The organism is Arthrobacter sp. UYEF20 (genome assembly GCF_040546335.1).
Classification (GTDB): Bacteria; Actinomycetota; Actinomycetes; order Actinomycetales; family Micrococcaceae; genus Arthrobacter.
This window is the reverse complement of record NZ_JBEPNP010000005.1, coordinates 156,138-181,971: the sequence shown is the minus strand read 5'-3', so window position 1 is coordinate 181,971 and position 25,834 is coordinate 156,138. Positions and strand designations below refer to the sequence as shown.

Annotated in this window: 18 protein-coding genes; 3 read left to right on the top strand and 15 right to left on the bottom strand. The window is 66.3% G+C overall.

From position 1 onward, the window contains the following. Positions 1–98: 98 nt before the first annotated feature. The 4 genes from ABIB26_RS08145 to polA form a co-directional block, all read right to left on the bottom strand. Positions 99–530 carry a VOC family protein gene (locus ABIB26_RS08145; RefSeq protein ID WP_354241226.1) on the bottom strand — a complete coding sequence of 144 codons (432 nt, stop codon included), beginning with the start codon at positions 528–530 and terminating at the stop codon, positions 99–101. 378 nt (positions 531–908) lie between these two features. Then, positions 909–2,384, bottom strand: coding sequence for a 30S ribosomal protein S1 (gene rpsA / locus ABIB26_RS08140; RefSeq protein ID WP_354241224.1), 1,476 nt, complete (start codon positions 2,382–2,384; stop codon positions 909–911). A gap of 228 nt (positions 2,385–2,612) precedes the next feature. Then, positions 2,613–3,902, bottom strand: a complete 1,290-nt coding sequence (locus ABIB26_RS08135) for a GNAT family N-acetyltransferase (RefSeq protein WP_354241222.1) — start codon at positions 3,900–3,902, stop codon at positions 2,613–2,615. A gap of 67 nt (positions 3,903–3,969) precedes the next feature. Then, positions 3,970–6,612, bottom strand: a complete 2,643-nt coding sequence (gene polA, locus ABIB26_RS08130; RefSeq protein ID WP_502913640.1) for a DNA polymerase I — start codon at positions 6,610–6,612, stop codon at positions 3,970–3,972. A gap of 220 nt (positions 6,613–6,832) precedes the next feature. On the opposite strand from polA, the gene ABIB26_RS08125 reads away from it, so the two are divergent. Then, positions 6,833–7,297: a hotdog fold thioesterase gene (locus tag ABIB26_RS08125; RefSeq protein WP_354241220.1), complete on the top strand. Its 465-nt coding sequence runs from the start codon at positions 6,833–6,835 to the stop codon at positions 7,295–7,297. Positions 7,298–7,371: 74 nt separating this feature from the next. On the opposite strand, the gene ABIB26_RS08120 is transcribed toward ABIB26_RS08125, so the two are convergent. From ABIB26_RS08120 to ABIB26_RS08090, 7 genes are all read right to left on the bottom strand, one after another. Further along, positions 7,372–7,923, bottom strand: coding sequence for a dihydrofolate reductase family protein (locus ABIB26_RS08120; RefSeq protein WP_354241218.1), 552 nt, complete (start codon positions 7,921–7,923; stop codon positions 7,372–7,374). A gap of 119 nt (positions 7,924–8,042) precedes the next feature. Further along, on the bottom strand, positions 8,043–8,264 hold the full coding sequence (locus ABIB26_RS08115; protein ID WP_354241217.1) for a hypothetical protein: 222 nt from the start codon (positions 8,262–8,264) through the stop codon (positions 8,043–8,045). Next, positions 8,264–9,475, bottom strand: coding sequence for an inorganic phosphate transporter (locus tag ABIB26_RS08110; protein ID WP_354241215.1), 1,212 nt, complete (start codon positions 9,473–9,475; stop codon positions 8,264–8,266). Before ABIB26_RS08110 ends, ABIB26_RS08115 begins: the two co-directional genes overlap by 1 nt. A gap of 197 nt (positions 9,476–9,672) precedes the next feature. After that, positions 9,673–10,341: a hypothetical protein gene (locus ABIB26_RS08105; RefSeq protein WP_354241213.1), complete on the bottom strand. Its 669-nt coding sequence runs from the start codon at positions 10,339–10,341 to the stop codon at positions 9,673–9,675. A 101-nt stretch (positions 10,342–10,442) separates the two neighbouring features. Continuing rightward, positions 10,443–11,312: a universal stress protein gene (locus ABIB26_RS08100; protein ID WP_354241212.1), complete on the bottom strand. Its 870-nt coding sequence runs from the start codon at positions 11,310–11,312 to the stop codon at positions 10,443–10,445. A 145-nt stretch (positions 11,313–11,457) separates the two neighbouring features. After that, the gene (locus ABIB26_RS08095) at positions 11,458–12,585 is read right to left on the bottom strand and encodes a hypothetical protein (protein ID WP_354241210.1); all 1,128 of its coding nucleotides are present in this window, start codon (positions 12,583–12,585) and stop codon (positions 11,458–11,460) included. 93 nt (positions 12,586–12,678) lie between these two features. Further along, positions 12,679–14,877, bottom strand: a complete 2,199-nt coding sequence (locus ABIB26_RS08090) for a multicopper oxidase family protein (protein WP_354241208.1) — start codon at positions 14,875–14,877, stop codon at positions 12,679–12,681. 363 nt (positions 14,878–15,240) lie between these two features. On the opposite strand from ABIB26_RS08090, the gene ABIB26_RS23745 reads away from it, so the two are divergent. After that, positions 15,241–15,513 (top strand): hypothetical protein, encoded by a 273-nt coding sequence (locus ABIB26_RS23745; RefSeq protein WP_502913638.1) that lies wholly within the window; start codon positions 15,241–15,243, stop codon positions 15,511–15,513. Between the two features lie 129 nt (positions 15,514–15,642). On the opposite strand, the gene ABIB26_RS08080 is transcribed toward ABIB26_RS23745, so the two are convergent. The 3 genes from ABIB26_RS08080 to ABIB26_RS08070 all read right to left on the bottom strand — a co-directional run bounded on the left by ABIB26_RS08080 (position 15,643) and on the right by ABIB26_RS08070 (position 20,571). Then, positions 15,643–16,494 (bottom strand): hypothetical protein, encoded by an 852-nt coding sequence (locus ABIB26_RS08080; protein WP_354241206.1) that lies wholly within the window; start codon positions 16,492–16,494, stop codon positions 15,643–15,645. A 1-nt stretch (position 16,495) separates the two neighbouring features. Further along, entirely contained in the window at positions 16,496–18,193 is a 1,698-nt protein-coding gene (locus ABIB26_RS08075) for a multicopper oxidase family protein (protein WP_354241205.1), read from the bottom strand. A 119-nt stretch (positions 18,194–18,312) separates the two neighbouring features. After that, positions 18,313–20,571, bottom strand: a complete 2,259-nt coding sequence (locus ABIB26_RS08070; RefSeq protein WP_354241203.1) for a beta strand repeat-containing protein — start codon at positions 20,569–20,571, stop codon at positions 18,313–18,315. A 368-nt stretch (positions 20,572–20,939) separates the two neighbouring features. On the opposite strand from ABIB26_RS08070, the gene ABIB26_RS08065 reads away from it, so the two are divergent. Beyond that, entirely contained in the window at positions 20,940–23,297 is a 2,358-nt protein-coding gene (locus ABIB26_RS08065; RefSeq protein WP_354241377.1) for an FdhF/YdeP family oxidoreductase, read from the top strand. Between the two features lie 213 nt (positions 23,298–23,510). Here the strand turns inward: ABIB26_RS08065 and ABIB26_RS08060 are convergent, their stop codons facing one another. Continuing rightward, a complete protein-coding gene (locus tag ABIB26_RS08060; protein WP_354241201.1) occupies positions 23,511–25,688 on the bottom strand; it encodes an elongation factor G-like protein EF-G2 in 2,178 nt (725 codons plus the stop codon). Between the last annotated feature and the right edge of the window lie 146 nt (positions 25,689–25,834).

The following is a 25,834-nucleotide window of genomic DNA, read 5'->3' as shown; positions in this document are numbered from 1 at the left end:
CCATTTGCCCATCCCCCGGGCCCAGGACTGGACATGTCCCCTCGAACCGGAGGCCTAGAGCGGACATGTCCTCCTGAGCTGCGGCAGACGCGGTCCTGCTAGTGCGCGATCTCCCAGATGTGACCGGCCGGATCGCGGAAGCTGGCCGTGCGGATCCCCCATGGCCGGTCCATCGGGCCGTTCAGCAGTTCGACGCCGCGGCTCGCCAGTTCGGCGCACATGGCGTCGACGTCGTCGACCTCGATGGTGAACTGCATCCGGGCCCCGACCGTGGGAGGGGCCACAGCCGCGGGCTGAATCAGCTCGGGTGCCGCGCAGGTCTTCAGTAGGTTGATCGTGGTGTTCTCAAATCTGAATACGGCCGAGGCATCGTCCTCAAAGGCGATCGTCAGGCCGAAAACCTCCTGATAGAAGTGCTTGGTGGCCGCCAGGTCCTCGACGAACAAGGTGATGGCGCCGATCCCCCGCGGCCACGGGCCGGGGCCGTCGGGTGCTGCTGCGGTTTGTGCCGTTCGTGATGCTTCAGTCATGAATAGTCCCCCGGGTAAGACGCGGTGTGCACCTGCAAAGTGTGGACTCGGGGCCGCGCCGCCGTCAAGGCTCTGTCCGTCCGGTTTGACGGCCCCTCCACGGGACATGCCCCACGCTTGCCGCAGCCACCGGACATAATCCCCAAGTGCTCATTCCCCGGGCCCAGGACTGGACATGTCCCACTGGATCCTTACCGGCCACTGGACATGTCCCACCGGATCCTTACAGGACTGGACATGTCCCACGGGATCAACCGCCCAGCACGCGTCCGGGCGTACCACGAAAGGTGGCCGCCCCCGAGGGGACGGCCACCTTCACGGTGCAACGGAGCTAACTGCCAAGGCTCAGGGAGCGGACCCCTCGAGCGTCAGGGGCAATTAGTTGCCGGTCAGCTTCTCGCGCAGTGCTGCAAGAGCCTCGTCCGAAGCAAGCGTGCCTGCACCGGTCTCGGCTGCAGCCGGCTCGGAGGAGTAGCTGGTGGTGCCGGAGTCGCTCTCGCCGGACGTTGCTGCTGCAGCGTCGTCGGCAGCGTGCTGGGTGACCTGCTTCTTGTGGGCTTCCCAGCGGGTCTGGGCGTCAGCGTACTGCTGCTCCCAGGCGGTGCGCTGCGTCTCGTAGCCTTCAAGCCACTCGTTGGACTCCGGATCGAAGCCCTCCGGGTACTTGTAGTTGCCCTCTTCGTCGTACTCGGCGGCCATGCCGTAGAGAGCCGGATCGAATTCGGTGGACTCGGCGTCAACGCCCTCGTTAGCCTGCTTGAGGGAGAGGGAGATGCGGCGACGCTCGAGGTCGATGTCGATGACCTTGACGAACAGCTCGTCCCCTACGGAGACAACCTGCTCGGCCAGCTCAACGTGGCGGACTGCGAGCTCGGAGATGTGGACCAGGCCTTCGATGCCGTCTTCAACGCGAACGAACGCGCCGAACGGAACCAGCTTGGTGACCTTACCCGGAACAACCTGCCCGAGGGCGTGGGTGCGGGCGAAGGTCTGCCACGGATCTTCCTGCGTAGCCTTGAGCGACAGGGAAACACGCTCGCGGTCCAGGTCCACCTCGAGAACCTCGACGGTGACTTCCTGGCCAACTTCGACAACCTCGGACGGGTGGTCGATGTGCTTCCAGGACAGCTCGGAAACGTGAACCAGGCCGTCTACGCCGCCCAGGTCCACGAAGGCACCGAAGTTGACGATGGAGGAAACGACGCCGGGACGGACCTGGCCCTTTTCCAGCTTGTTGAGGAACGTGGAGCGGACCTCGGACTGGGTCTGTTCGAGCCATGCACGGCGGGACAGCACAACGTTGTTGCGGTTCTTGTCCAGCTCGATGATCTTGGCTTCGATCTTCTGACCGATGTACGGAGCAAGGTCGCGCACACGGCGCATCTCGACGAGGGATGCGGGCAGGAAGCCGCGCAGGCCGATGTCGAGGATAAGACCACCCTTGACAACCTCGATGACGGTACCGGTGACGACACCGTCTTCTTCCTTGACCTTCTCGATGTCGCCCCAGGCACGCTCGTACTGAGCACGCTTCTTGGAGAGGATCAGGCGGCCTTCTTTGTCTTCCTTGGTGAGCACCAGGGCCTCGACGAGATCCCCAACGGAGACAACGTCTCCGGGATCAACGTCGTGCTTGATGGACAGCTCGCGGGAGGGAATGACACCTTCGGTCTTGTAACCGATGTCGAGCAGAACTTCGTCGCGGTCAACCTTGACGACCGTACCTTCGACGAGATCTCCGTCGTTGAAGTACTTGATGGTGGCGTCGACTGCTGCGAGGAAGTCCTCAGCGGTACCGATGTCGTTGATCGCGACTACGGGGGTACCGGGCTTCTCGGTGGAGGTGATGGTCATGTAGTAGGGGCTCCGTTGTGGATAGTGAGTCGGTCAGGCAAACCGCTGCGCCCGCATTATGGAATGCCGACGAAGCACACGGCATCTCACCTGAGATCAGCCGGGTCATCCTGATTTGTGGATTCTAGATGCGCGCACGTAGTACACGCCCGTTTAGTCTAGTCGTTTACGTCAACGCCGGTCAAAGCGCAAGGCGGCTCGTCGAGGCTCTCCCGGGGCGGCATCCGCCTAGAAATGCGTGAGGCAGTGCGGGGCGCGTTCGACGCCGAACATCCGCCGGGCGGTCAGCGCAGCTCCCTCGGTGGGCTGGCTGATCCGGCCCGCCGCGGCCAGCGTGACCGGGCAGACGCCGCCGAGGTAAATGGAGCCCAGCGCCGCGACGTCCATGACAAGGTCCGGTGCGCGGTCCCCTTCCACGCGGCTGACGGTGGCGCCGCCGTCGTGCACGGCCAGCTCAAACGTTCCGCCGGCAAGGTCCAGGCCGTCCAGGATCCGCACCACGAGGGTGCCGTCCGCGGCATAGCGGCGTGCCGCCAGGGCCGCCTCCGTGTCCAGGATCCTGAGCCAGAGCATGTCGCGGTGGTCCGAGGCCTCAATGCAGCGCGGGTCCTCCAGCGCCCAGCCCAAGGGATCGTCAACCGGCGCCTCCTGCCAACTGACCCGCTCCACCAGGTCAATACCGCCCAGGAACTGCCACAGCTCCAGCTGGGCGGCGTCGCTGGCAGCCAGCAGGTCAACAATCTTGACCGTGGGAGGTTTGGCCTCCCAGCCGGCAAACTTGTAGGAGACGTAGCCGTCCACCGTACCGTCGGCGTCGTAGTGCAGGGCACACTTGACCCCGTCATCCTCGGTGCCGTCCTTGGACAGTGCGCCGGAAACCCTTTGCCGGTACGCCTCCTGACGGCCCAGCGAACCCGGGGTAAGCCGGTGGACGCGGGCGAACACCTCGGGGGCAAGGTCCAGCAGGACCCTGGGGTCGGCGATTTCCGCCCGGCCGGTGGCGCTGTGCCGAAGCTGGAAGCGCGGCCCGGTGTCCACAGTGATGCTGCGCTCGAAGGTGGCGACGCCGTAGCCGAACCGGCCGTAGATCGACGCTTCCGAGGCGGTCAGGGCCGCTATGGCCATCCCGTCCGCCCGGGCGGCCGTCAGGTCCTCCGTCATCATCCGGCGCAGCAGCCCCTGGCGACGGTGCGTGCCGCGCACCGTGACCGCGGTGACCATGTGGGCCGGCAACTGCCGGCCGTAGCCGATGTTCAGCTCCTTGCGCAGCGTGGCGAAGGTGGCCACCGGCACGTCGGACGCCAGGGAGTGGGCCGCGACGTCGCCGGTCTGGTAGACCCCCGTCATCTCGCGGTTGTCCACGCGGTACATGGCCAGGACCTTGTCCACGAACTCGTCCTTGTGCCGGTCGTCGTAGAAGCCGACGCCGACGCCGCGCAGCCACTCCGTGCCCCAGGCGTAGCCGGCTCCGGCTTTTTCTGCCGCGCGGAACCGCCTGATCTCATACTTCTCTGCCACGTATTTCTCCCACTGTGAAAAGACCTGCCGCTGAAGCCTGTTGCCCCGGCAGGCCGGAGCAGTAAACCTAGTGCCCGGCGTCGTACCAGCTGGAACCGACGCCGATCTGGACGTCCAGCGGAACGGTCAGCTCGGCAGCCGCCCCCATCTGCTCCGTCACGAGTTTCTCCACGGCCTCCCGCTCGCCGGTGGCGATCTCGAGGACCAGTTCGTCATGGACCTGCAGCAGCATCCGCGATTTCAGCCCCTGCCCGGCCAGCGCACCGGAGACGCCCAGCATGGCCCGCTTGATGATGTCCGCAGCCGAGCCCTGGATCGGTGAGTTCAGCGCGATGCGCTCCGCGTTCTCGCGAAGCTGGCGGTCCGTGCTGGTGAGGTCCGGGAGGTAGCGCCGGCGGCCTTCGATGGTGGCCGTGTAACCGTCGATGCGTGCCTGGTCCACGACGCCGCGCAGGTAGTCCCGGACGGCGCCGAACCTGTCGAAGTAGTCCTTCATGAGGGTCCGTGCCTCGTCCACGGAAATCTCCAGCTGCTTGGAGAGCCCGAAGGAGGTCAGCCCGTAGGCAAGGCCGTAGGACATCGCCTTGACCTTGGAGCGCATGGCGCTGGTCACCTGCTCGGTGGGCACGTGGAAGATGTTGGAGCCCACGAACCGGTGGAGGTCCTCGCCGTCCTTGTAGGCCTGGATCAGCCCGGCGTCCCCCGAGAGGTGGGCCATGATGCGCATTTCGATCTGCGAGTAGTCCGCCGACAGCAGGCATTCGTAGCCCTCGCTGACGACGAAGATGCCGCGCACGCGCCGGCCCTCCTCGCTGCGGATGGGGATGTTCTGGAGGTTCGGGTTGTTGGACGAGATCCGTCCCGTGGCGGCCACGTTCTGCGCGTAGGTGGTGTGGATCCGGCCGTCCTCGGTCACGGATTTCTTGAGTGACTCCAGCATCTGGCGCAGCTTCGACGACTCGCGGTGCGCCATCAGCTGGACCAGGAATTCGTGCCCGGTCTTTTCCAGGAGGTTCTTCAGCGAGGCGGCGTCGGTGGTGTAGCCGGACTTGATCTTCTTGGTCTTGGGCAGCTGGAGCTCGTCGAAGAGGACGGTCTGCAGCTGCTTGGGCGATCCCAGGTTCACCTCGTGTCCGATTGCGGCGAAGGCCTGCTCCTGCGCGTTGTCGATCACCTTGGCAAGATCGGCCAACTGCTCGTCCATGCGCCGCATGTCGATCGCGATCCCGGCCAGTTCCATGTCGGCCAGGACCTGGCTGACCGGAAGCTCGAGGGTGGACAGGAGCTCCTGCGCCTGGCGCTCCTTCAGCTCCGCTTCGAAGTAGCGGCTCAGGGCGTGGACGACGGCGGCGGCCTGGACGAGTGCGCCGGCGGCGGCGGCTTCATCGCCGTCAAGGTCCAGCTCCAACTGTCCTGCCTTCGCTGCGGCGGTGGAGATTCCGATGTTGAGGTGGTGCTGCGCCAGCTCCGCGAGCTCGTAGCTGCGGCGGTCAGGCTCGATCAGGTAGCCGGAGATCGAGGTGTCATCCACCACGCCCTCGAGTTCCAAACCCCGGGCGGCCAGTGCCTTCAGGGCAGCCTTGTACCCGTGCATCACCTTGGGCGATTCGGGGTCCCGCAGCCACGCTGCCAGGACGTTTTCGGAGCCGGCGTCCTGGCTGGCCAGGTCGATGTACGCGGCGGCGCCGTCGCGGACGATCGCCAGCGCGGCGGCGTCCTCGCCGATCCGTCCGGGGACCAGATCGACGGCTACTGCGGATCGCTGCGTGGCGCCTGCCGCCAGGAAGGCGGCCAGCTCAGCCGCCTGTGCGGGGGTCACGAAATCCGGCGTGTCGATGCTTTCCCGCTCCGCCGTTTCCGGGGCCTCACTGCCGTAGAGGGCAAAGAGCCGGGTACGGATGGACTTGAATTCGAGGGTGTCGAACAGCTCCTCCAGTGCGGCCTGGTCAGGCCGTGGTTCGGAGAGCTCGTCCAGCGTTACCGGGAGGTCGAGATCGGTGTGGAGCCTGTTCAACCGCCTGTTGCGCTTGACGGCCTCCACATTGTCGCGGAGAGCGTCCCCTACCTTCCCGCCGATGGAATCCAGGTTTTCGAGGACTCCCTCGAGTCCGCCGTAGAGGTTGATCCACTTGGCTGCCGTTTTGGGACCGACGCCGGGAACGCCGGGAAGGTTGTCCGCTGACTCCCCCACCAGGGCGGCAAGGTCCGAGTATTGCGTGGGGCTGACGAAGTACTTCTCCTGGATGGCTGCCGCGTCCAACCGGGGAATATCGCTCACGCCTTTTTTGGGGTAGAGCACGAACACGTTTTCCGTGATGAGCTGGAAGGCGTCGCGGTCACCGGACACGAGCAGCACCTCATAACCGGCCTGATCTCCCATGGCGGCGAGTGTGGCAAGGATGTCGTCGGCTTCGTAGCCGGGCATCTTGATGGTCTTGATGCCCCACGCGCCCATGACCTTGTCGATGAGGTCGATCTGGCCGCTCATCTCCCGGGGAGTTTCGTTGCGGCCACCCTTGTAATCGCTGTACTCGGCCTTGCGGTGCGTGGTGTCATCCGAGACGTCGAAGGCTACGGCAATGTGGGTGGGCTTCTGTTCCTTGATGAGGTTGATGAGCATGGAAGTAAACCCATGGATCGCGTTGGTGTGCTGCCCGTTGGCGGTGGAGAACTTGTCCGCCGGCAGGGCGAAGAAGGCACGGAAGGCCATGGAGTGGCCGTCGAGGACCATCAGCCGGGGCTGGTCCGTGATCGGGACGGCGGGCGCCTCGGTTGCAGACACCGCCGCCGCGGAGCGGAGCTTCTTGACGGGCTCAGCGACCAGGAGGGAGGCGTTCTCCGCCGCTGCTGCCGTGTCTGCCGAGATGTCTGCCGAGAGGGGGGAAGGGGCCGGTTTGGTAGTTTCGCTCACAGGTGCCAGCCTAGTTCCCATGATGGACAATTTCACGCCGGGCCCGTTCGCGGCCGAACTGGCGGCTGCCGGAGTGCCCGAGGAAATGCACGACTGGCTCGGACAGCACGGCGTGGGGGCGCTGGTGGTGAAGATGGGGATCCATTTCCTGGAGATGAGTCCCGAGCGCACGGTAGGCACCATGCCGGTGGAAGGCAACACCCAGGTGGCCGGGATTCTGCACGGCGGCGCCCATGTGGTCCTGGCCGAGACTCTTGGTTCCTTTGCCGCCGGAATGCACGCCGGGCCCAAGAGGCAGGCATTGGGAATCGACGTCAGCGCGACGCATCACCGGGCCATCACCAAGGGCACTGTGACCGGGACGTGCACTTCCATCCACCTCGGCCGGACCATCACCACGCATGAGATTGTCATGACGGACGAGCAGGGCCGCCGGCTGTCCACGGCACGGATCACCAACCTGATCCGGGACATCGCAGAGTAGGTCTCGATCCAGCGTTGTTGCGGCACAGCATTGTTGCGGCACAGGCTGCTGCGCACCGCTGCGCCGCACGCCCGTCAGGGACGCTGTCCGCCGAACCGGTAGCGCAGCTCCACGATTCCCCGGCCCATGGTCTGGGAGGAGATCAGCTCCAGCGGCGCCGTCGGGCCGGCCAGCGGAAGCACGGCTTTGCCGTTCCCGAGCACCACCGGGATGATTGAGATGATGAGTTCGTCCAGCACGCCGGCGTCCGCGAACTGCGCTGCCAACACACCGCCGCCTACGATCCAGACGTTCCGCCCGCCCGCCTCCTCCTTGAGGTCCTCGACGAACTCCCCCACGGGGCCGCGGACAAAGGTGATGTCCGTTCCCTTGGGAGCCGAGAGTTCGTGGTGGGTGAAGACCCAGCACGGTGTGGACGGGTAGGGCCAGTTGCCGGGTTCGTGTTCCATGAGCCAGGCGTAGGTTTCGCCGCCCATCACGATGCAGCCGACGTCGGCCATGAACGCATCGTAACTTTCCTTGCCCCCGGCGAAGCCGTCGAACTGCAACAGCCAGTCCAGTTTGTCATCGGCTGTAGCGATGAATCCATCCAGGGATGAGGCCACGAAATACTGGAGACTCGACATGGCCCCAGCCTAGCGATTACCTTCTGGGGTTCCCATAGCCCGCGGCGACCGCGGGCGGCGGGGCCGGAGGGCGAGCGGGCCGTCGTCCGCAGGGCCGGCAGACGGTGCCGTGCCGCCGGCTACTTGCTGAAGTAGGGAATGATCAGGTAGAGCCCAAACAGGACGGCGATGCCACACAGGCCGAAGCACGCGATAGCGAGCGGACGGACCCATACCGGCTTGTTTTCACGCACGTCGCCGGCGATGGCCGTGAGCCGGACTCCGAGGGCGTAGAGGACGACGACGGTTACCGCGGCAACGAGGGTTGCTCCGGCGACCTGCAACAGTTCCAGCCATTTCATTACTGGCCATCCTTCGTCTTGTTGATGCCGCGCCTGACGGCAATCGCCTTCTTCTTGCGGAACTGCACGGCCTGCCCGGCTTCCTCGACCTCGACGGCGTTGTGGTGGCCCACGTGCGATTTCCGCGAATGGAAAAACATGTACAGGACGGCGGCGGTTCCGGCGACGGCGGCGATGACAACGCCGACCACCCCGATCCCCACCAGCATCGCCGTGAGGGCACCCATGATGCCGGCGGCCGGGAGGGTGAAGAGCCAGCCGACGGCGATCCGTCCGGCGGTGCCCCAGCGCACTGTCGTGCCGCGGCGGCCCAGTCCGGAACCGATCACGGAGCCGGAGGCCACCTGGGTGGTGGACAATGCGAAGCCCAGATGGGAGGAGGCCAGGATCGCGGAGGCGGTGCTGGTCTCGGCGGCGAAGCCCTGGGCGGGCTTGACGTCGGTGAGGCCGGACCCCATGGTCCGGATGATGCGCCAGCCTCCTGCGTAGGTGCCGACCGCGATGGCCAGGGCGCAGGCGGTGATGACCCAGAACTGCGGTCCGGTGCCGGCCTGCTGGGTGCCGGCGGAGATCAGCACAAGGGTGATGATGCCCATGGTCTTCTGGGCGTCGTTGGTTCCGTGGGCGAGGGCAACGAGACTGGAGGTGAAGATCTGGCCGGTGCGGAATCCGCCGCGCTTCTGGGTGAGCTTGCTGCCGGTTTCCGGGTCGTGCCGGGACGTGAGGGCGTAAGCCAGCCTGGTGCACAGGTAGGCCACGCCGCCGGCGATGATCGGCGCGAAGATGGCCGGCAGGATCACCTTCTGGAGCAGGGTTTCGAAGTTCACCGAGTGGATGCCGATGCCCGCAATGGCGGCCCCGATCAGGCCCCCGAAGAGCGCGTGCGAGGAACTCGACGGCAGGCCCTTGAGCCAGGTGATCATGTTCCAGAGGATGGCGCCCATCAGTCCCGCGAAGATGATCTCCGGCGTGATCTGGACCCCGCCCGAGCCTTCCTTGATGATGCCGCCGGACACGGTCTTGGCCACTTCCGTCGAAAGGAATGCGCCCACAAGGTTCAGCACCGCCGCGAGGGCAACTGCCGTTTTGGGTTTGATGGCACCGGTCGCGATGGGGGTGGCCATCGCGTTGGCAGTGTCATGAAATCCGTTGGTGAAGTCGAAGAAAAGCGCCAGCGATATTACCAGCGCCACCATTACGGTGATTTCCACCTGTTGCCCAATCTGCAGAGTCGACGGCCAGCATTTTCATTCCTGTCGCCGCGCAACGTTCATCCGGGATTGACCGGGACGACGTGCGGCGTCCAGCAAAGTAGCTTGAAACCCTATAGATCGTACGTGGGAAAGGCATCAGGGCAAAACAAGCTCCGGGACGCCGAACGCCGGACACCCCGCCGGTGTCCGCCCGGCTAGGGCCTCGGTCCGGCGTCGAGCATCCCGGCGATCTTCTCCTCCAGCGCCGCCAGTGCGACGTCGGGCAGCACGATCAGCCCGTCCAGTTCCCGCCGGGCACGCTTGTACGCCGTCTGCCTCTCGGCCGGCGTGGCGGCGGTGTCGGAAGCAATCCTGAGCAGCTTCCGGGCCGTCCCGAGCCTCTCGCGCTCCGGTCCGGTGAAGTTGCTGTCCTTGATCCGCCGGGCCTCCCGCTCCGCCACCTCGAATGCCAGCTCAAAGCTGCGGACGGCCGCACGGTACTCCCCCAGCCGAGCAGCCGTCGTGATGTCCCCGGCCCCGGCGGGACGCAGCCCGTCCGCCTCCCGCTTGGCCCGCAGGAACGCCACCGTGAGCGGCTCACGCACGTCCGTCATGACGGGAAAGTCGATGAGTTTTCCCACGTCCAGCTCGTAGTCCAGCCAGCGCCGGTTGACCTCGTCATGGGCCGCCATCAGCGCCTCGACCTCCGCCTGGCTTGCCTGCTCCACTTCCGCCGCCCTGTTACGCAACTGGTACAGCTCCACGCGGCGGCGGTGCCGGCGTTCGCTGGCTTTGGACCACGAGCGCGCCCAGCCGCCCATCAGCCCGCTCAGCGGAAATACGAGCCACCAAAAGTGACTGACAAAATTGAAAAAGGGATCCACGGCATCATCCTCCCATCCGCCGGCGGCAGCGGAAAGACCCTCCGGGAGCGGGCTTCTGTTCTTCCCGCGACCGGTGGTGGAAACGGAGTCCTCGCCGGGTGTCAGGCCTCGTGCTTGACCTTGCGCAGCCGGGTGACAATGGTTGGGCACGGCACGTGCAGCAGGACAGCGTGGGCTGTGGAGCCGAGCACCAGCCGGGAGAAGCCTCCACGCCCCCGGCTGCCGACAACCAGCAGGCGTGCCTCCGCAGCGATGTCGACGAGGGCTTTGGCCGGCTCGGTGTCCTTTTCGAGGCGCTGATGGACCACCAGGTCGGGGTACTTGTCGCCCAGGCCGGCCACGGATTCGGCAAGGACGATCCGTTCCTCCTCAACAATGGTTTCGGCGAGTCCGCTCGACGGCAACTTGTTCTCGACCCAGCGCGCAGGGCTCCGGAACCCGAGCACCACGGTCAGCTCATCGCGGCCGCGGTCGGCTTCGGCGGCAGCGAACTGGACGGCCTGGCTAGACTCTTCGGAGCCGTCGACGCCGACGACGACGCCCCCGGCAGCGGCCCCCTGCTTGAGCGGGATGACGGCTACCGGGCTGTCCGAGGCGGAGACGATCTGTAGAGCGCGGTCCGTCAGGGGACCGCCGTCCATCCAATGCCTGTCATGTACGCCGACAACCACCATGGACGCCTGTTTGGACGCCTCCCGCAGTGCCGCGCCCGCGCTGCCATGACGAAGCTGGATCTCCACCTTCACGTCGGGCGCCTGCCGGCTGGCGCTGGCCGCTGCCTTATGCAACAGTTCCATGCCCGATTCCCTGATGAGCTCCTGATACTGGAAATCAGGAGACATCCAACGGTCGTCCACTGCATGAATAGCGATGACTGGGAGCTGGAGTCGGGCCGCCCGCTGAAGTGCCCACGTGAGTGCGGCCTCGCTTCCGGCCGACCCATTGATGCCGACGACGATTGGTTTACTCATTGCGAATCCTGCTCTTCCCGTGGCGTGACGGCTCCGCCAGCCCACGACCCGAGCAGCAGTGCCCAACGGTCCGCTGACACTTCAGTGTGCGCCGCCCGCCAAGGACCCGGTTAGGGCCTTAAGCCCCTCACATGCCTTGTGCGTCTCAATGCGGGGAAGTTCTCACCGATTCTTCCCCCGGGCTTCCCGGGTTGTCGAACGAGGCCAGGCCGGTTCCGGCGAGTCCCAGGACGCTGACGGCGATCGCCGCCACAACCGGGAGCGAGCGGAGGTGGGATGACGCCGGTGGGCGTCTGGGGAGCCGGCCTTTTTCGCGGAGCAGGACGACGGCGGCCACCAACGTGCTCAGCTCCAGGACGCCGGCAGCCCAGTCCGACGGTCCCGACGGTTCGGGTACGCCGGCTGCGGGTCCGAAAGGCAGTCCGACTGTACGGGAGCATAGCCACAGCGCCAGCGGCACGATCGAGACTGCCGCGACGGACAGGAGCATGGTGCGGTGCGGCCGTCCGATGGACAAGAGGCCAACGGCAAGCTGTGCTGCGGCGAGAATAATGAAGAAGGCACCGGCGGCGGCCCATTCGCCAAGATGCTCGGGTACGACGGCAGCATGGATGGCAGCGCTGCCGAACAGCGCGGCAGCCAGAAACAGCCGCCGGTGGTCAATCTGGCCGCCGCGGGCCGTTCGCCGTCGGGTCCTGCTGATGTCCAGCCGGCCGCCCCGGATCGCCGCGACCCAGCCGACGAGGACGAGGTTGGTGACCAGGAGTATCCCGCTGCCATAGCCCACGGCGCGCACCTGGAGCCCGAGCGACGCCTGCTGTTGCAGCGCCAGGCAGTTCCCTTCCGTGCAGGTACGACTCATCGAGTCCATCAGCTGCAGCTGGCTTGACTGCAGGTCATAGTCGTACGCCGAGCTGACCGCAATTTCTGCGATGCCGACGGCGGTGCCAGCCGCAGCGACCAGCAGCGCCGCCAGGACCGTCCTCGACGGGCGCAGCACCGGCCCGAAAAGATGGAGCGCCAGCGCCAGGGCCCCGAGCACAGCGAAGACGAAAACCGGCAGGACCAGGGTGGACTCACGCAACCAGCTCGCGAATGGCTCCTCCGTGCGTTCAATGGCGCCGACGGCACCCCGCAGAGTCATCATCCAGAAGCCGTCAGCGTAGGCCATCACGACAGCCATTGATGCAACCGTCAGCCACGGGACGGCTGGGCCCGGGATCGCGCCGCTGCGCTCGTTGACGGAGTTGCCGAGCATGGTGTTCTCGATCATCTTGCGTTGCCTCGCATATCAGTTGCCGGAGCCGGGGCTTGTCTGGTGCGACAAGCCCCGGCCGCTCGGTTCATTAGGGGAGGCGGCAGGCAGTCACGGTGTGATCTCCCAGCCGAACATCATGGCGTGGTCCTCGTGCGCCAGATTGTGACAGTGCGCCACGTACGGTCCGACGAAGTCGCGGAATCCGCGGTAGATGATCACCGACTCGTCCGGGTCGAGCGCCACCAGGTCCTCCCGGGAGACGTCGTCCGGATGGGAGGGGTCTCCGCCGCGGGTCACGTCCTTGCCATTGCGCATGACGGTGCGGTGTTCCTCCATGTGCAGGTGGAAGGGGTGTACCCAGCCGCCTCCGCCGTTGCGGACCTCCCAGAGGTTAAAGCTGTTCTTCTTCTGCTGGGCCAGCGGCGTCGCGCCGGCCGGGTTTTTCAGGCACTTCAGCACCGTCGTCGGGTCGAAGGGCTTGCCGTTGATGAGCCATTCGGTCTCCCCGCCCAAGCTGCCGCGCTTCACCTCGAAGATCAGGCGGTTGTCCAGAAGGTTCTTCCAGTTCCCCGGCAGCGGCGGGAGCGGACGAAGGGGCATTTGGGGCGCCGGGATCTGGCTGTCATCCGGGGCGTCGTCGCCGATCACGAACTTCAGCACCGGCACCTTGTACTTCGGATCGGGGAAGAAGCGGGACGAGTTGGACCACATCCGCCCGTTGGGCATCTTCATGACGTTCGTGAGGTAGATGACATCGCCCTTGGTAGTCGGCGTGCCGTCCTGGTATCGGGTGAAGTCGACGATCACCTCGCGGCGCTTGGCCGGCCACAGTTCGAACGAGTCCCGCTTGATCGGGAACGGCAGGAGCCCGCCGTCCGAGGCGATCTGGGTGAACTGAATGCACTGCTGGCCGTCCTCGATGCGGTACTGGCCCTCAAGCTCGTCATCCTTGTAGCCGAGTGACGCCGATGACTTCGGGCCCAGCGTCGAGCTCATCAGCTTGAACTCGTAGATCCTCGAGATCGAGGCGTCAAGGAACCGGAAGCGGTACTTGCGGCGCTTCACCTCCAGAACCGGGGAGGCCGTGCCATTGACAGTGCAGATGTCGCCGACAAAGCCGTGGTTGGGAAAGTGCTTGTAGAACGTCTTACCCCACCACTCGGGGTGCTTGGCCGGGTTCTTGGCGGCCGGGAACTGGCCCAGCCCGTCGTGGATGTCCTTGTGCACCGTGTCGCCGTCGTCAAGGCGGAAGTCGGAGAAGGCCAGCGGGATGTCGTATTTGACGTCGAAGGACCCGTCCGGGTTGTTGGTGCGGACGCCGGGCAGCCGGAGGCCCTGCCGCTCGTCGCCCATGTCCAGACCGTATTTCGGGTCGTAGATGGGGTACAGGCCGACCAGGCCCTTGTAGACGTTAGAGCCGGTGTGGTCCATCGTGTGGTCGTGGAACCAGAAGAAGCTCTGCTTCTCCCGGTCGTCTCCACCAGCCGGCCAGTTCAGGTACAGGTTGTCGACCCACATCTGCGGCCTGAAGCCCGGATGCTTCGGCCCGGCCACCATCGAGTAGTGCGGGTTGCCGTCGCTCTCCGGTGCGGTGTGGCCGTTGTGCAGGTGGGTGAGGAAGGACAGGTCCGGAGAGCCGAAGTCCTGGCGATCGAGGTTGAGCGGGTTCTCATCCAGGTGGTTCTCGAAGCGGACCAGCGCCGGCTTGCCGTATTCAGCGTTGATCATCGGCCCGGGGAAGGTGCCGTTGAAACCGTAGATCGTACTGAGAGGCAAGGTCCGCTTCGTGCCCGGGGAATAAGTCTTGCCGGCTGAGTCGAACGAGACAGTCGGCTTACCATCTGCGTCGATCGGCAGCACCTGCGACGTGGTGAAGGCGTGGGTCCGAAGCAGTACGTCGACCTTGTAGACGATCGGGTCTGGATAGCCGATTTGACCGGGCCAGATCTGGTGCCGCTCGTTGCGCAGCGAGTTCTGCTGGCCCGTCCCAGGTCCCGGCGGATTCCGCCAGGCGCTGTACACCGACCTCGGGACCGGGGCGAGCGCCCTCGGGATCGGCAGGGGATCGGTAAACGGGTAGATGATCAGCGGGCTCGTCGGGAACTTCTCAAGGTAGAAAAGCCCATCACTAAGCGCTGTCGATGTGGCGGCAAAAGCGCCGTCGGCCGAGAGCAGCCCCCTCTGAGCCAGTAACGGGGCTCCCCACCCCTGCGCGGCGACCAGCGCGGCTCCGGCTCCCCCAGCTGCCCCCAACCGCAACAGCGTGCGCCGGGACAGCCCGGCCGTCTCAGCAGATTTCTCGGCCATCAGTCCTCAGCTCCCCCGCGTACGGCCGATAGGTAGCCCTGCGGCCCCGGTTCGCCGTCGATCGCACAGCGTTCCCCAGTTTGAGGTTTGATCATGACGAAACTCCTTGCTTTGTCCACTCAGCTTCGTGATGCGGTTCCCCCGCGGACAGTGTGAGTCGCAGACCTTGGGAAAAACACTGGCCTTTTCCGGCCCGGATTCTTCCATAACACCGGATCGCGGCCGTGTCCGGGCGCACACCCGGGCCCCTCCTCCAGCTAGCAATGGGACCCCGGAGCACCTGCATGAGCCCTGGCCGACGCACGGATACCCCTATATACGGACCGGGAGCTGCGCCACCAGTCCGAAGACCACGGCGCCACCGTGGCGATCGTCTGGGACAAGGCGGTGCAGCGGGTGAGTCAGTTGCCGCCCGGCGGCGGCGGAGCGTGGCGTCGGGCCGGAGAGCATCCGCTTCTCCAGTCCGGGGCCATGAACCTCCCGACGGCGACAGTGCAGACCTGGGAGAAGGCTACCGGTGGGTACCAAGGCGGCTGGTTCCGCACCGGCGACATCGTCTCTGTAGATAAGGACTACTTCGTGACGATCCGGGACCGGATTAAGGAAATGATCTTCACGCGAGGGTTAAACGTCTAGCCCAGCGAGGTCGAAGACGTGCTCGTCACCTTCCCGGGCCTTGAGGAGGTTTCCGTCGTCGGGTTGCCCCGGGACAGGCTCGTGGCCGGCCGGTAGGCGGGTACTCCCTCCGGCCGGCCACGAACGCAGTCAATGCCCGGAATCGCCGTGGCCCGAAGCGTGCGCGCCCTCGGTCTCCGCCGGCTCGGGCTCCGCGGACAGGTCCACGCCTTCTCCGCTTGTTGAGCGTGGCGCCAGCTCGACCTCCCCAATGTCAACACCCGCGCCGCGGGCCATGCCGTCCCGCACCGCCTCCACCAGCGCGTCGCTGAGCAGCGGGCCGGTGTAGCCCACCGTCAAGGCGCCGCCGTCAAGCGACGTGGCGTAGTTTCCGAGCGCGTCCGAGAGGATCCCCTCGCTGGCGATCGTCTCCGCCAGCGCGGCCGGGTCCGCGGACCCGATCCTGAACTGCAGGTCGTGGACGAGCACCGACGCGACGTGGACATGCTCGACGCCGGCGAAGGAACCCTCAGTTCCGAAGGCAAGCCCGGCCAGCTCGTTGGCCTGCTCCGGGGTGCTTTCGGCTGGCAGTGCAACGATCACCTCCGGGACGACGTGTTCCAGGACGACGGGATCGAGTACATCGGGCGAGATATCGGACAGGGGCATGCCACGCTCCGCCGCGGCACGGTCAAGTTGCCGACGCAACGCCCCCAGATCTGCGTCCGGAGTGGGATGGACGGCGATGACCACGCGGCGCCGCACCATCAGCCCGTCATGGCTGCTGGCCGGGCGCCCGTTCCCGACGTCGGTACCGGTCTCGAGGGAGACAGCCTCGCCGCTCGCCTGCCCGGCCGGCTCCGCTGCGGTGGAGTTGACAGCGCCGGCCGGTGCCGCCGCCGTCGGGCCCGGAGATGCCGCCGGGTCCGGCGTCCCGCCTGTGCAGGCACTGAGTGCCGCCACGAGCAGGACCGCCGCTGCCGTTTTTAAAGTGCGGCCCATCTCAGGTCCCGGGCGGCAGGTCAGGCCGGTAAACCGGCGGGAACGAGCCTGCGGGGGTGGTGTCCAGTACGGGCGGATCGGACGTGATGGGGTCGTTGTTCCTCAAGTCGCCGACGGAGAACTGCGTCATCATGTCGTGGTCCTCGTGTACGAGGTTGTGGCAGTGGATCATGTACCGACCGCCCGCGTCGGCGCCGGTGTCGAATTGCATGAGTGCCGTGATCGACTCGTTCTCGCCCGCGTAGAAAACGTCCTTGGGCCCGGTTTCCCACGCGAACGGCTTGCCACCATTGGTGTTCCTGGCGATGATCTTGGCGTCAATCAGGTGGATGTGGACCGGGTGGAACCAGCCCCCGGAGGCGTTGGTGATGGTCCATTGCTCGATGTCGTAGGGTTTGGGGTTGCCGAACAGCTTGGTGAAGCCGGACTTCTCCACGTCCGCCCACGTGACACCGTTGATGGTCCACTGTCCGTTCGCCCGGAAGAATTTCAGCTCCCGCTTCGCCGTGGCCATCTCCGGCGTCAGGCTCATGGTGGCGATGCCGCCTCTGGACGCATTCAGCGCCCCGCCGTCGTCGAGCGTCGTCGGGATTCTCGTGTAGCTTGCTGCCGGCCCCGAGTCCTCTACGACCTGGAAGCGCATGATCTTGTTGGTATTCGCAAAGTCGATGTTGTTCTTATTGCTCAGGTTCCGCAGCTCGATCGTCTGACCCACCCGGTATTTGCGGAAGTCGATCAGGACCTCGTAACGCTCGGCGGTGCCCTGCCGCCAGGATTTCACCGCCTGTACTTTCGGTACCATGCCGGCGTCGGTCCCCACCACGTAGATCGGATCACCGGTGGAAAGGGTGGGGCGGTAGGAGCGCGAGATGGACGCGTCGAGCACCCGAAACCGGTAGATCCTCGGCTTGACCTTCATGGTGGGCCACGGCACGCCGTTGACCATGATGATGTCACCCCAGAGGCCCTTCCGGTCGTTGTCGTTGTAGGCCAGGGATCCGTCAGCGTTGAACATGGCGTCGGAGATCATCAGGGGCACGTCGAACTCCCCCTGGGGCAACTGGGCGCGCTCGAATTTGTCTGAAAGAGGATAGAAGGCGGCCAGTCCCGAATACACGTTTTGGGCCGTGACGTGGTGTTTGTGGTCGTGGTACCAGAGGGTCCGAGCCGTCTGCCAGTTGGGGTAGTGGTAGTTCTTGACATTGCCGGGGGCAGTGAAGTCATTGGCGTAACCATCGTACTGCGGCAGCGACGCCGAGCCGTGCAGGTGGGTGACTGTGTTAAAGGCACCGGGCTGCAGGAGCCCGAGCGGGGGCAGTCCGTTGCGGATCCGTACCTCGATCCTCGTGCCCTGGGTGGCGCGGATGGTGGGGCCGGGGAAGATACCGTTGTACCCGGCGACGGTCGTGTTCAGCCCGGGGACGAACTGCGCCTGGCCCAGCTGCTGGGTGAGGGCGTACCGTTCAAAGGGCCGTGCGGGGTCGCCGCCGTCGTAGCCCGTTTCAAAGGGAGTCAGCTCCGGCGGACGCCGGAAGACTCCGGCGTACGGGACGGGCATGTTCTGGGGTGCCAGCTGGCTGGCCCTCACCGGGGCGGTCGCCGGGGCCGTCGAGGGGGCGCCGTCGTCGCCGCCCTTCATTCCTGCCAGGCCGAGTGCGCCCACGGCACCCAGTTTCAAGAGTTCTCGTCGTGTCGTCATGACCCCTCCAATGTGGGGAATAGGACTGAATAACGTGCCGAACATGAACCTTCGGACAAGTGAGGATGCCGGCTGGCGGGCCGTTGGGGACCCGCCAGCCGGCAATCTCCTACTGCTGGTTAGAGCGCCGTTCCTGTTGTGAAGGTCCACGTCCGGGTAACCAGCGGGTTACCGGCTGTATCCCGTACCGCGGCCGTGCCACCAGTGACCTGGACGCGGTACTGCGTGGTCGCGGCCAGGGTTGCGGATGGATTGATCGTCAGCACCCTTGTGAGGGGGTTGAACGTTACCGTCGAGGTGACAACCGCCCCGGTAGCGACATTCGTGACCCGCACCGTGCTCGTCGAGTACCCGGTGACGATCTCACTGAAGGTAGCCGTCACGTTGCTGTTCCGGAGGACCCCGGTCAGGGCCGACTGGCCCGTGATCCTTGGCGCCGGGCCGGTGAGGAACGACCAACTGCTCGCCGTCATCGTGTTGCCCGCAACGTCACGGACTCCGGACACAGTGGCCGTGTACGTCCGGTCGGCAAGCAGCGTCACGGACGGGTCCAACGTTGCGACCCGGGTGGTGGTGTCGTAGGTCACGACGGCGGGGATCACCGTTGTGCCGAGCCGGAGTACGAAGCTGGTGCCATTGACTCCGGTGCCAAAGCCTCCGGTGACCGGCTCGCTGAAGGTTACCCTGAGGTTGCCTGCCTGGCTGACCGAATTGGCACCCGTTGCCGGGGTCCGTGCCGTAATCGTCGGAAGCACAAACTCGGTGCGGGGGGTTACGGCCGTAGCCGTCCGCCCCGAGGCGGCTCCCGTTCCGACGCCGTTGATGGCTGCCACGTCGAACGTGTACGCCGTGCCGTTGGTGAGCCCGATAACCACGACGGTGCCGACGTTCCCGGTGACCGTCTGCGTCCTGGCCGCCGTTATGCCGGTGCCGGTGAAGGCCCGTACCCGGTAGCCGGTGATCGCCGAACCGCCGTTGGAGGCCGGGGCGGTCCAGGTCAGGGATGCCGAAGCATTCCCGGCCGTAGCCGTACCGATCGTCGGGGTCCCGGCGATGGTCGCCGGAGTGACGAGGTTGGAAGCAGCCGAGGCGGCTCCCGTCCCCACGGCGTTGATGGCTGCCACGTCGAACGTGTAAGCCGTGCCATTGGTGAGCCCGGTGACCGAGACGGTGCCGACGTTCCCGGTGACCGTCTGGGTCCTGGCCAGCGTTGTTCCGGCGAAGGCCCGCACCTGGTAGCCGGTGATCGCCGAACCGCCGTTGGAGGCCGGGGCGGTCCAGGTCAGGGTAGCCGAAAGGTTTCCGGCCGTAGCCGTACCGATGGTCGGGGTCCCGGCGATGGTCGCCGGGGTCGCAAGGTTGGAAGCAGCCGAGGCTGCTCCCGTGCCGACGCCGTTGGTGGCGGCCACATCGAACGTGTACGCCGTGCCGTTGGTGAGCCCGGTGACGACGACGGTGCCGACGTTTCCGGTGACCGTCTGGGTCTTGACCACCGTGGTTCCGTCGAAGGCTTGGACCCTGTAGCCGGTGATCGGGTTTCCGCCGTCGGAGGCTGGTGCGGTCCAGGTCACGGTTGCCGAGGCATTCCCGGCCGTGGCCGTACCGATCGTCGGAGCCCCGGCGAGGGCAGCCGGTGTCGCAAGGTTGGAAGCAGCCGAGGCGGCTCCCGTCCCTACGGCGTTGATGGCGGCAACGTCGAACGTGTACGCCGTGCCGTTGGTGAGCCCGGTGACGACGACGGTGCCGACGTTCCCGGTGACCGTCTGGGTAGCGGCCACCGTTGCTCCGGCGGAGGCCCGGACCTGGTAGCCGGTGATCGGGGATCCGCCGTCAGAGGCGGGAGCCGTCCACGTCAGGGTTGCCGAAGCATTCCCGGCCGTGGCCGTACCGATCGTCGGAGCACCCGGGGCGGTTGCTTCCACAGTCGGCGCCGGAGTCACCGAGTTGGAAACCGCCGAGAACGGGCTGTCACCGACTGCGTTGGTGGCTAGGACCTGGAACTGATAGCTGGATCCGTTGGTCAGACCGTCTACCAGCAGGCTGGTGGCGCCGCCCGCGGCGGGACGGAGAGCCCCGACCTGGACGCCGGCCGGGTCCGTGGTTACGTCCAGTACCTTCACGGAGAAGCTGCTGGCAATGCCGACGGTCGGAGCCGTCCAGGTAGCCGTTGCCCGGCCGTTGCCGGCGGTTGCGACGCCGATGACGGGTGCGTTGGGAAGTACGGTGTCGGCGAACTGGAGGAATTCGATGTTGCGGAGGGTATCGGTACCATCGGTGCCGACGTTGTCGACCACCGTGGTGGTCGAGCCCGGCGAGCCCAGCGTACCGTCGCCACCGGTCGTGGTGACCGTGTAGTTCGCCTGCGGGCCGGAGAACACTGCGGTGTCACGGTTCCCGGCAACGTCGGCCGCGCTGGGAGTAATGATCTCCCGGACGGCTACCAGGTTCCCGGGGTCGATGACCGGCTACTTGGAGCCCGCGGCCCGGCCACGCGGGAAAGTTAATTGCCGTGGGGGTATCCGGATTCCGGAGCGCGGTGCTCAAATCGGTCGTCGGTGCCGGCACGGCGCCCGTTGCGAAACCAGGCATCCTTACGGAACCGCCGGCACGTCGTCGCCGTCGCCGGCGGATTCCTTGCGGCACTCCGGACAAGCTGGTAGGCCTGTAATAGCCCTGAAGGTAAGGTGCGTAGTGGTAGATGAGCGCACCATCCAAACCCGTGGTGTTTGCAGAAGGGAAGTTCGACGTGACGCGCAAGAACCCTCCGGTCGAGGAACCTGATGAAAAGGACCTGGTAGTCGGTGATGGCCCGAAGGACTGGGCCGCCGGTATCCCCGGGGTCCTGCACTCCATGAAGCCCGCGATCGAAGATATGGGCCTGAACCGCACCCGCAAGACCGTGATGGCGATGAACCAGAAGGACGGCTTCGACTGCCCCAGCTGCGCCTGGCCGGATCCGCACCACCGCAAGGCGTTCGAGTTCTGCGAGAACGGTGCCAAGGCCGTCACCTGGGAGGCAACACCGGTGGTCATCGCCTCAGACTTCTGGGCGGAGCACTCCGTCACCGAACTGCGCAGCCGCTCGGAGTACTGGCTCGGCATGCAGGGCCGGCTCACCGAACCGGTCCACAAGCCCGCCGGCGAGGACCACTACAAGCCGGTCAGCTGGGACGAGGCGATCCGGATCATCGCGGACAAACTCACCGGCCTGGACTCCCCGGACGAAGCCGCCTTCTACACGAGCGGGAGGACCTCCAACGAGGCCGCGTTCCTCTACCAGCTGTTCGTCCGCGGCTACGGCACCAACAACCTGCCGGACTGCTCTAACATGTGCCACGAATCCTCAGGCTGGGCAATGGGGCAGACCATCGGCATCGGCAAGGCCACGGTCTCCTTTGACGACTACGCCAAAGCGGACCTGATCATCATCATGGGCCAGAACCCGGGCACCAACCACCCGCGCATGCTCACCGAGCTGGAGGTGTGCAAGGAAAACGGCGGCGAGATTGTCGCCGTCAATCCCCTGCCGGAGGCCGGCCTTCGCCGCTACAAGAACCCCCAGAAAGTCAAGGGCATCATTGGCCGCGGCACCGAGATCGCGGACCAGTTCCTGCACATCCGCATCGGCGGGGACATGGCCCTGCTGCAGGCCATCTCCAAGCGCGTGCTCGACGCCGAAGACCGGAATCCGGGGACCGTCCTGGACCACGCCTTCCTCTCCGAACACTGCGAGGGCCTGGCGGAGCTCAAGGAGCACCTCAGCGAGCTGGACGAGCAGGCGGTGCTGGAAGCGACGGGGCTTCGCACTGAGGAAATCGATGAGCTCGCCGCCCGGTACCTGAAGGCAGAGAAGGTCATCATCACGTGGGCCATGGGCATCACGCAGCAGAAGAAGGGCGTGGCCACGATCAAGGAGATGATCAACCTGCTCCTGCTGCGCGGCAATATGGGCAAGCCCGGGGCGGGTGCCTCCCCCATTCGAGGCCACAGCAATGTCCAGGGCGACCGCACCATGGGCATCTGGGAGCAGATGCCGCAGTCCTTTATGGAGGCCCTGGGTGAGGAGTTCGGTTTCGATCCGCCGCGCGAACACGGCGTGGACGCGGTGGAAACCATCAACAAGATGGCCGACGGCGGGATCAAGGCCTTTGTCGCGCTCGGCGGCAACTTCGTCGGTGCCATCTCGGACACCAACGCGGCGGAGTCGGCCATGCAGAACACCGAGCTCTCCGTCCAGATCTCCACGAAACTCAACAGGTCCCATACCGTGACCGGTGCGGAAGCACTGATCCTGCCCACGATGGGCCGCACCGAGATCGATATCCAGGAGTCGGGGGAGCAGTTCGTGTCCGTCGAGGACACCGTCTGCGCCGTTCACGCTTCCAGGGGCAGCGTGGAGCCGGTGTCCCACCAACTGTTGTCCGAGCCGGCGATCGTCAGCCGCCTCGGCAAGGCGGTTGTGGGCAGCCGGATCAAGGCCGACTGGGACGGCTTTGAGAAGAACTACGACCTCATCCGGGACCACATCTCGCGGGTCGTGGGCGGCTGTGAGAACTACAACGAGCGGATCCGGCAGGAAGGCGGCTTCGTCCTGGCGAACGGGCCGCGCGATTCCCGTACGTTCCCGACGCCGACCGGCAAGGCCGTGCTCACCGTCAACGAACTCGAGCACGTGGAGAGGCCGGAGGGCACGCTGATTCTGCAGAGCATGCGCTCCCACGACCAGTTCAACACCACGATTTACGGCCACGACGACCGCTACCGCGGCATCAAGAAGGGCCGCCACGTGGTGTTTGTGAATCCGGACGACATTGTCGAGCTGGGCGTGGCCGACGGAATGTTCGTGGACATCCGCGGCGAGTACAAGGACGGCGTGGAACGCATACTCCGCAAGTTCCGGGTGGTCTCCTATCCCACCGCCCGTGGCTGCGCGGCCACTTACTACCCCGAAGCCAACGTGCTGGTGCCGCTGAACCATACGGCCGAAGGCAGCAACACGCCGGTTTCCAAGGCGGTGATTGTCCGGCTCGAGCCCAGCGAGGACCAGATCCCGGACGGTTCGGCCACCGTAGCGGCAGCGGCGGCGGCGCCGGCGTCGTCCTGACGCTCCGCGGGACATGCCCAGTCCCGGCCGCGTGCACTGGACATAATGCCAACATGCCCATCCCCCCGCCCGAGGGGAGGGCATGTCCCACCCGGCCACTCACCGGCTCCGCGGGACATGCCCAGTCCCGGCCACGTGCACCGGACATAATGCCAACATGCCCTTCCCCTCACCCGAGGGGAGGGCATGTCCCACCGGGCCCGCATGCCGGGTTCAGGCCTTCGCGGCGGCACGGGCCGTGGTTGCCGGCACCGGTTCGTGCCGCAGGTAGCTCCGGCTGAAGCGGCCGCTCCCGGACGTCAGGGCGCGTAGCTCGATCGAGTACCGCAGGAGTTCCTGGTCCGGAACTTCGGCTCCGATCTCGGTGACGTCTCCCCCGGCGGACGTCGTCCCGGTCAGGCGGGCACGGTGGGAGGACAAATTACTCATCACGGCACCCACGTGCTCGTCCGAGACGCTGATTGTCACGGCGGAGACGGGTTCCAGCAATTGGATGCGCGCGGCCGCTGCAGCCTCCCGCAAGGCCAGCGCCCCGGCAGCCTGAAAGGCCGCATCCGAGGAGTCCACACTGTGCGTCTTGCCGCCGACCAGCGTCACCCGGATGTCGACCACCGGAAAGCCGGCGGAGACCCCTTTCTGCATCTGGGTCCGCACACCCTTTTCCACCGAGGCGATGAACGGTCCCGGAATCACCCCTCCCACGGTCTTGTCGACGAACTCGAAGCCGGCCCCGCGTTCGAGCGGTTCGACTTCGATGTCGCAGACGGCATACTGGCCGTGGCCGCCGGATTGCTTGACGTACCGGCCGTGGCCCGCCGCCGGCGCGGCAAACGTCTCCCGCAGCGGTGTCACCACCTCGACCGTCTGCAGGCTGACACCCTGGTCCCGCAGCCTGCCGAGGACCACCTCCGAGTGAGCCTCGCCCATGCACCACAGGATCAGTTGATGGGTCTCGGAGTTGCGCTCCACCCGGAGCGTCGGGTCGCCGGCCGCGACCTTGCCCAGACCCTTGGCCAGGGCATCCTCGTCACCGTGCGAGGCCGCCTCGACAGCGACGGGCAGCAACGGTGCGGGCATCTCCCACGGCTGGACCAGGAGCGGCATCTCCTTGGCCGAAATGGTGTCCCCGGTCTCGGCGACACCCAGCTTGGTGAGCGCGCAGATGTCGCCGGCCACGCAGTACGGCACCGGACGCAGGCTCGAACCCAGCGGAGAGTACAGGTGCGTGACGCGCTCGTCGCTGTCGTGGTCCTCGTGTCCCCGGTCGGCCAGGCCGCGCCCGCCCACGTGGACGGCCGAATCTTCCCGCAGCGTGCCGGAGAAGAGGCGGACGAGGCAAACCCGGCCCAGGAACGCATCAGTGGTGGTGCGCACCACCTCGCCGGCGAGGGGCCCCCCAGGGTCACAGCCCAGGGGGCCCGCCGGGGCGCCGTCGAGCTCCGTCACCGGCGGCAGTTCCCGCCCAGCCGGGGACGGAAAGGCCCGCGTCGCCACCTCCAGCACTTCTGCCAGACCGACGCCGGTTTCCGCGGAGGTCGGCAGCACCGGGTGGAACGAGCCCCGGGCCACGGCCGTCTCCAAATCGCTGACCAGGGTTTCCGGAGGGATGTCCTCGCCCCCGAGATACCGGTCCATCAGCGTCTCATCCTCGCTCTCGGCGATGATGCCCTCAATGAGCGCGCTCCGCGCAGCCTCTGCGGCGGCACGTTCGGCGTCGCCGGCGTTCCGGAATGCCGGCATCGGATTGTCCGGCCGCTGCTCCGACACGGTGCCGGAGAGCAGCCCCAGCAATCCGGTAACGGCCGCTCCGGTGCGGACCGGCAGGTAGAGGGGCACCACTGAGTCGCCGAAGGCCCTGCGGCACCTGGCGAGGGCAGCGTCGAAGTCCGCCCGGGGATGGTCCAGGCGGCTGATCACGACCGCCCGCGGCATCCCCGCCCGCTGGCACTCGGCCCAGAGCGCGGTGGTGGCCGCGTCGATATCGTCCAGCGCCGAGACGACAAAAAGCGCCGCGTCGGCGGCCCGCAGTCCGGCGCGCAACTCGCCGAGGAACTCCACATACCCGGGGGTGTCGAGCAGGTTCACTTTGACGCCGCCGGCCCCGATGGGCACCACGGAGAGCGCGACCGAGCGTTGCTGGTGGATCGCGGCCGGCTCCGAGTCGCTGACGGTGGTGCCGTCCGCGATCGAGCCCTTGCGTGCGATGGCACCGGTGGCGGCGAGCAGCGCCTCGGTCAGCATGGTCTTGCCGGATCCTGAGCGGCCCACCAGGGCGACGTTCCGGATTTGTTCGGGCCGGTCCGGTGGGAGGCCCTCGGATGCGTCGGCCCGCCGGAGGTCGGCGCTGCGGCCGGGATTCTTCGCCGGGACCTTTACGTCTTTCGTCGGCATGAGTACCTCCTGGCGTTTGTATCCAGCATCCGCGGGGCGGGGGCCCCTCTTAAGGATTTGACACCCTGCGGGGCGCGGACAGCAAGATGCGCGGCCAATCTCCGGCCGCGGAACCCCCGGAGGTCCCGGTCCACCCGCGGCTCAGT

Excerpts from the sequence above, each read along its gene's own strand:
- ABIB26_RS08145 (WP_354241226.1), bottom strand. The coding sequence starts at position 530 with ATGACTGAAGCATCACGAACGGCACAAACCGCAGCAGCACCCGACGGC.
- rpsA (WP_354241224.1), bottom strand. The coding sequence starts at position 2,384 with ATGACCATCACCTCCACCGAGAAGCCCGGTACCCCCGTAGTCGCGATC.
- polA (WP_502913640.1), bottom strand. The coding sequence starts at position 6,612 with ATGGCCTTCCGTGCCTTCTTCGCCCTGCCGGCGGACAAGTTCTCCACC.
- ABIB26_RS08125 (WP_354241220.1), top strand. The coding sequence starts at position 6,833 with ATGATGGACAATTTCACGCCGGGCCCGTTCGCGGCCGAACTGGCGGCT.
- ABIB26_RS08120 (WP_354241218.1), bottom strand. The coding sequence starts at position 7,923 with ATGTCGAGTCTCCAGTATTTCGTGGCCTCATCCCTGGATGGATTCATC.
- ABIB26_RS08115 (WP_354241217.1), bottom strand. The coding sequence starts at position 8,264 with ATGAAATGGCTGGAACTGTTGCAGGTCGCCGGAGCAACCCTCGTTGCC.
- ABIB26_RS08100 (WP_354241212.1), bottom strand. The coding sequence starts at position 11,312 with ATGAGTAAACCAATCGTCGTCGGCATCAATGGGTCGGCCGGAAGCGAG.
- ABIB26_RS08095 (WP_354241210.1), bottom strand. The coding sequence starts at position 12,585 with ATGATCGAGAACACCATGCTCGGCAACTCCGTCAACGAGCGCAGCGGC.
- ABIB26_RS08090 (WP_354241208.1), bottom strand. The coding sequence starts at position 14,877 with ATGGCCGAGAAATCTGCTGAGACGGCCGGGCTGTCCCGGCGCACGCTG.
- ABIB26_RS08080 (WP_354241206.1), bottom strand. The coding sequence starts at position 16,494 with ATGGGCCGCACTTTAAAAACGGCAGCGGCGGTCCTGCTCGTGGCGGCA.
- ABIB26_RS08075 (WP_354241205.1), bottom strand. The coding sequence starts at position 18,193 with ATGACGACACGACGAGAACTCTTGAAACTGGGTGCCGTGGGCGCACTC.
- ABIB26_RS08060 (WP_354241201.1), bottom strand. The coding sequence starts at position 25,688 with ATGCCGACGAAAGACGTAAAGGTCCCGGCGAAGAATCCCGGCCGCAGC.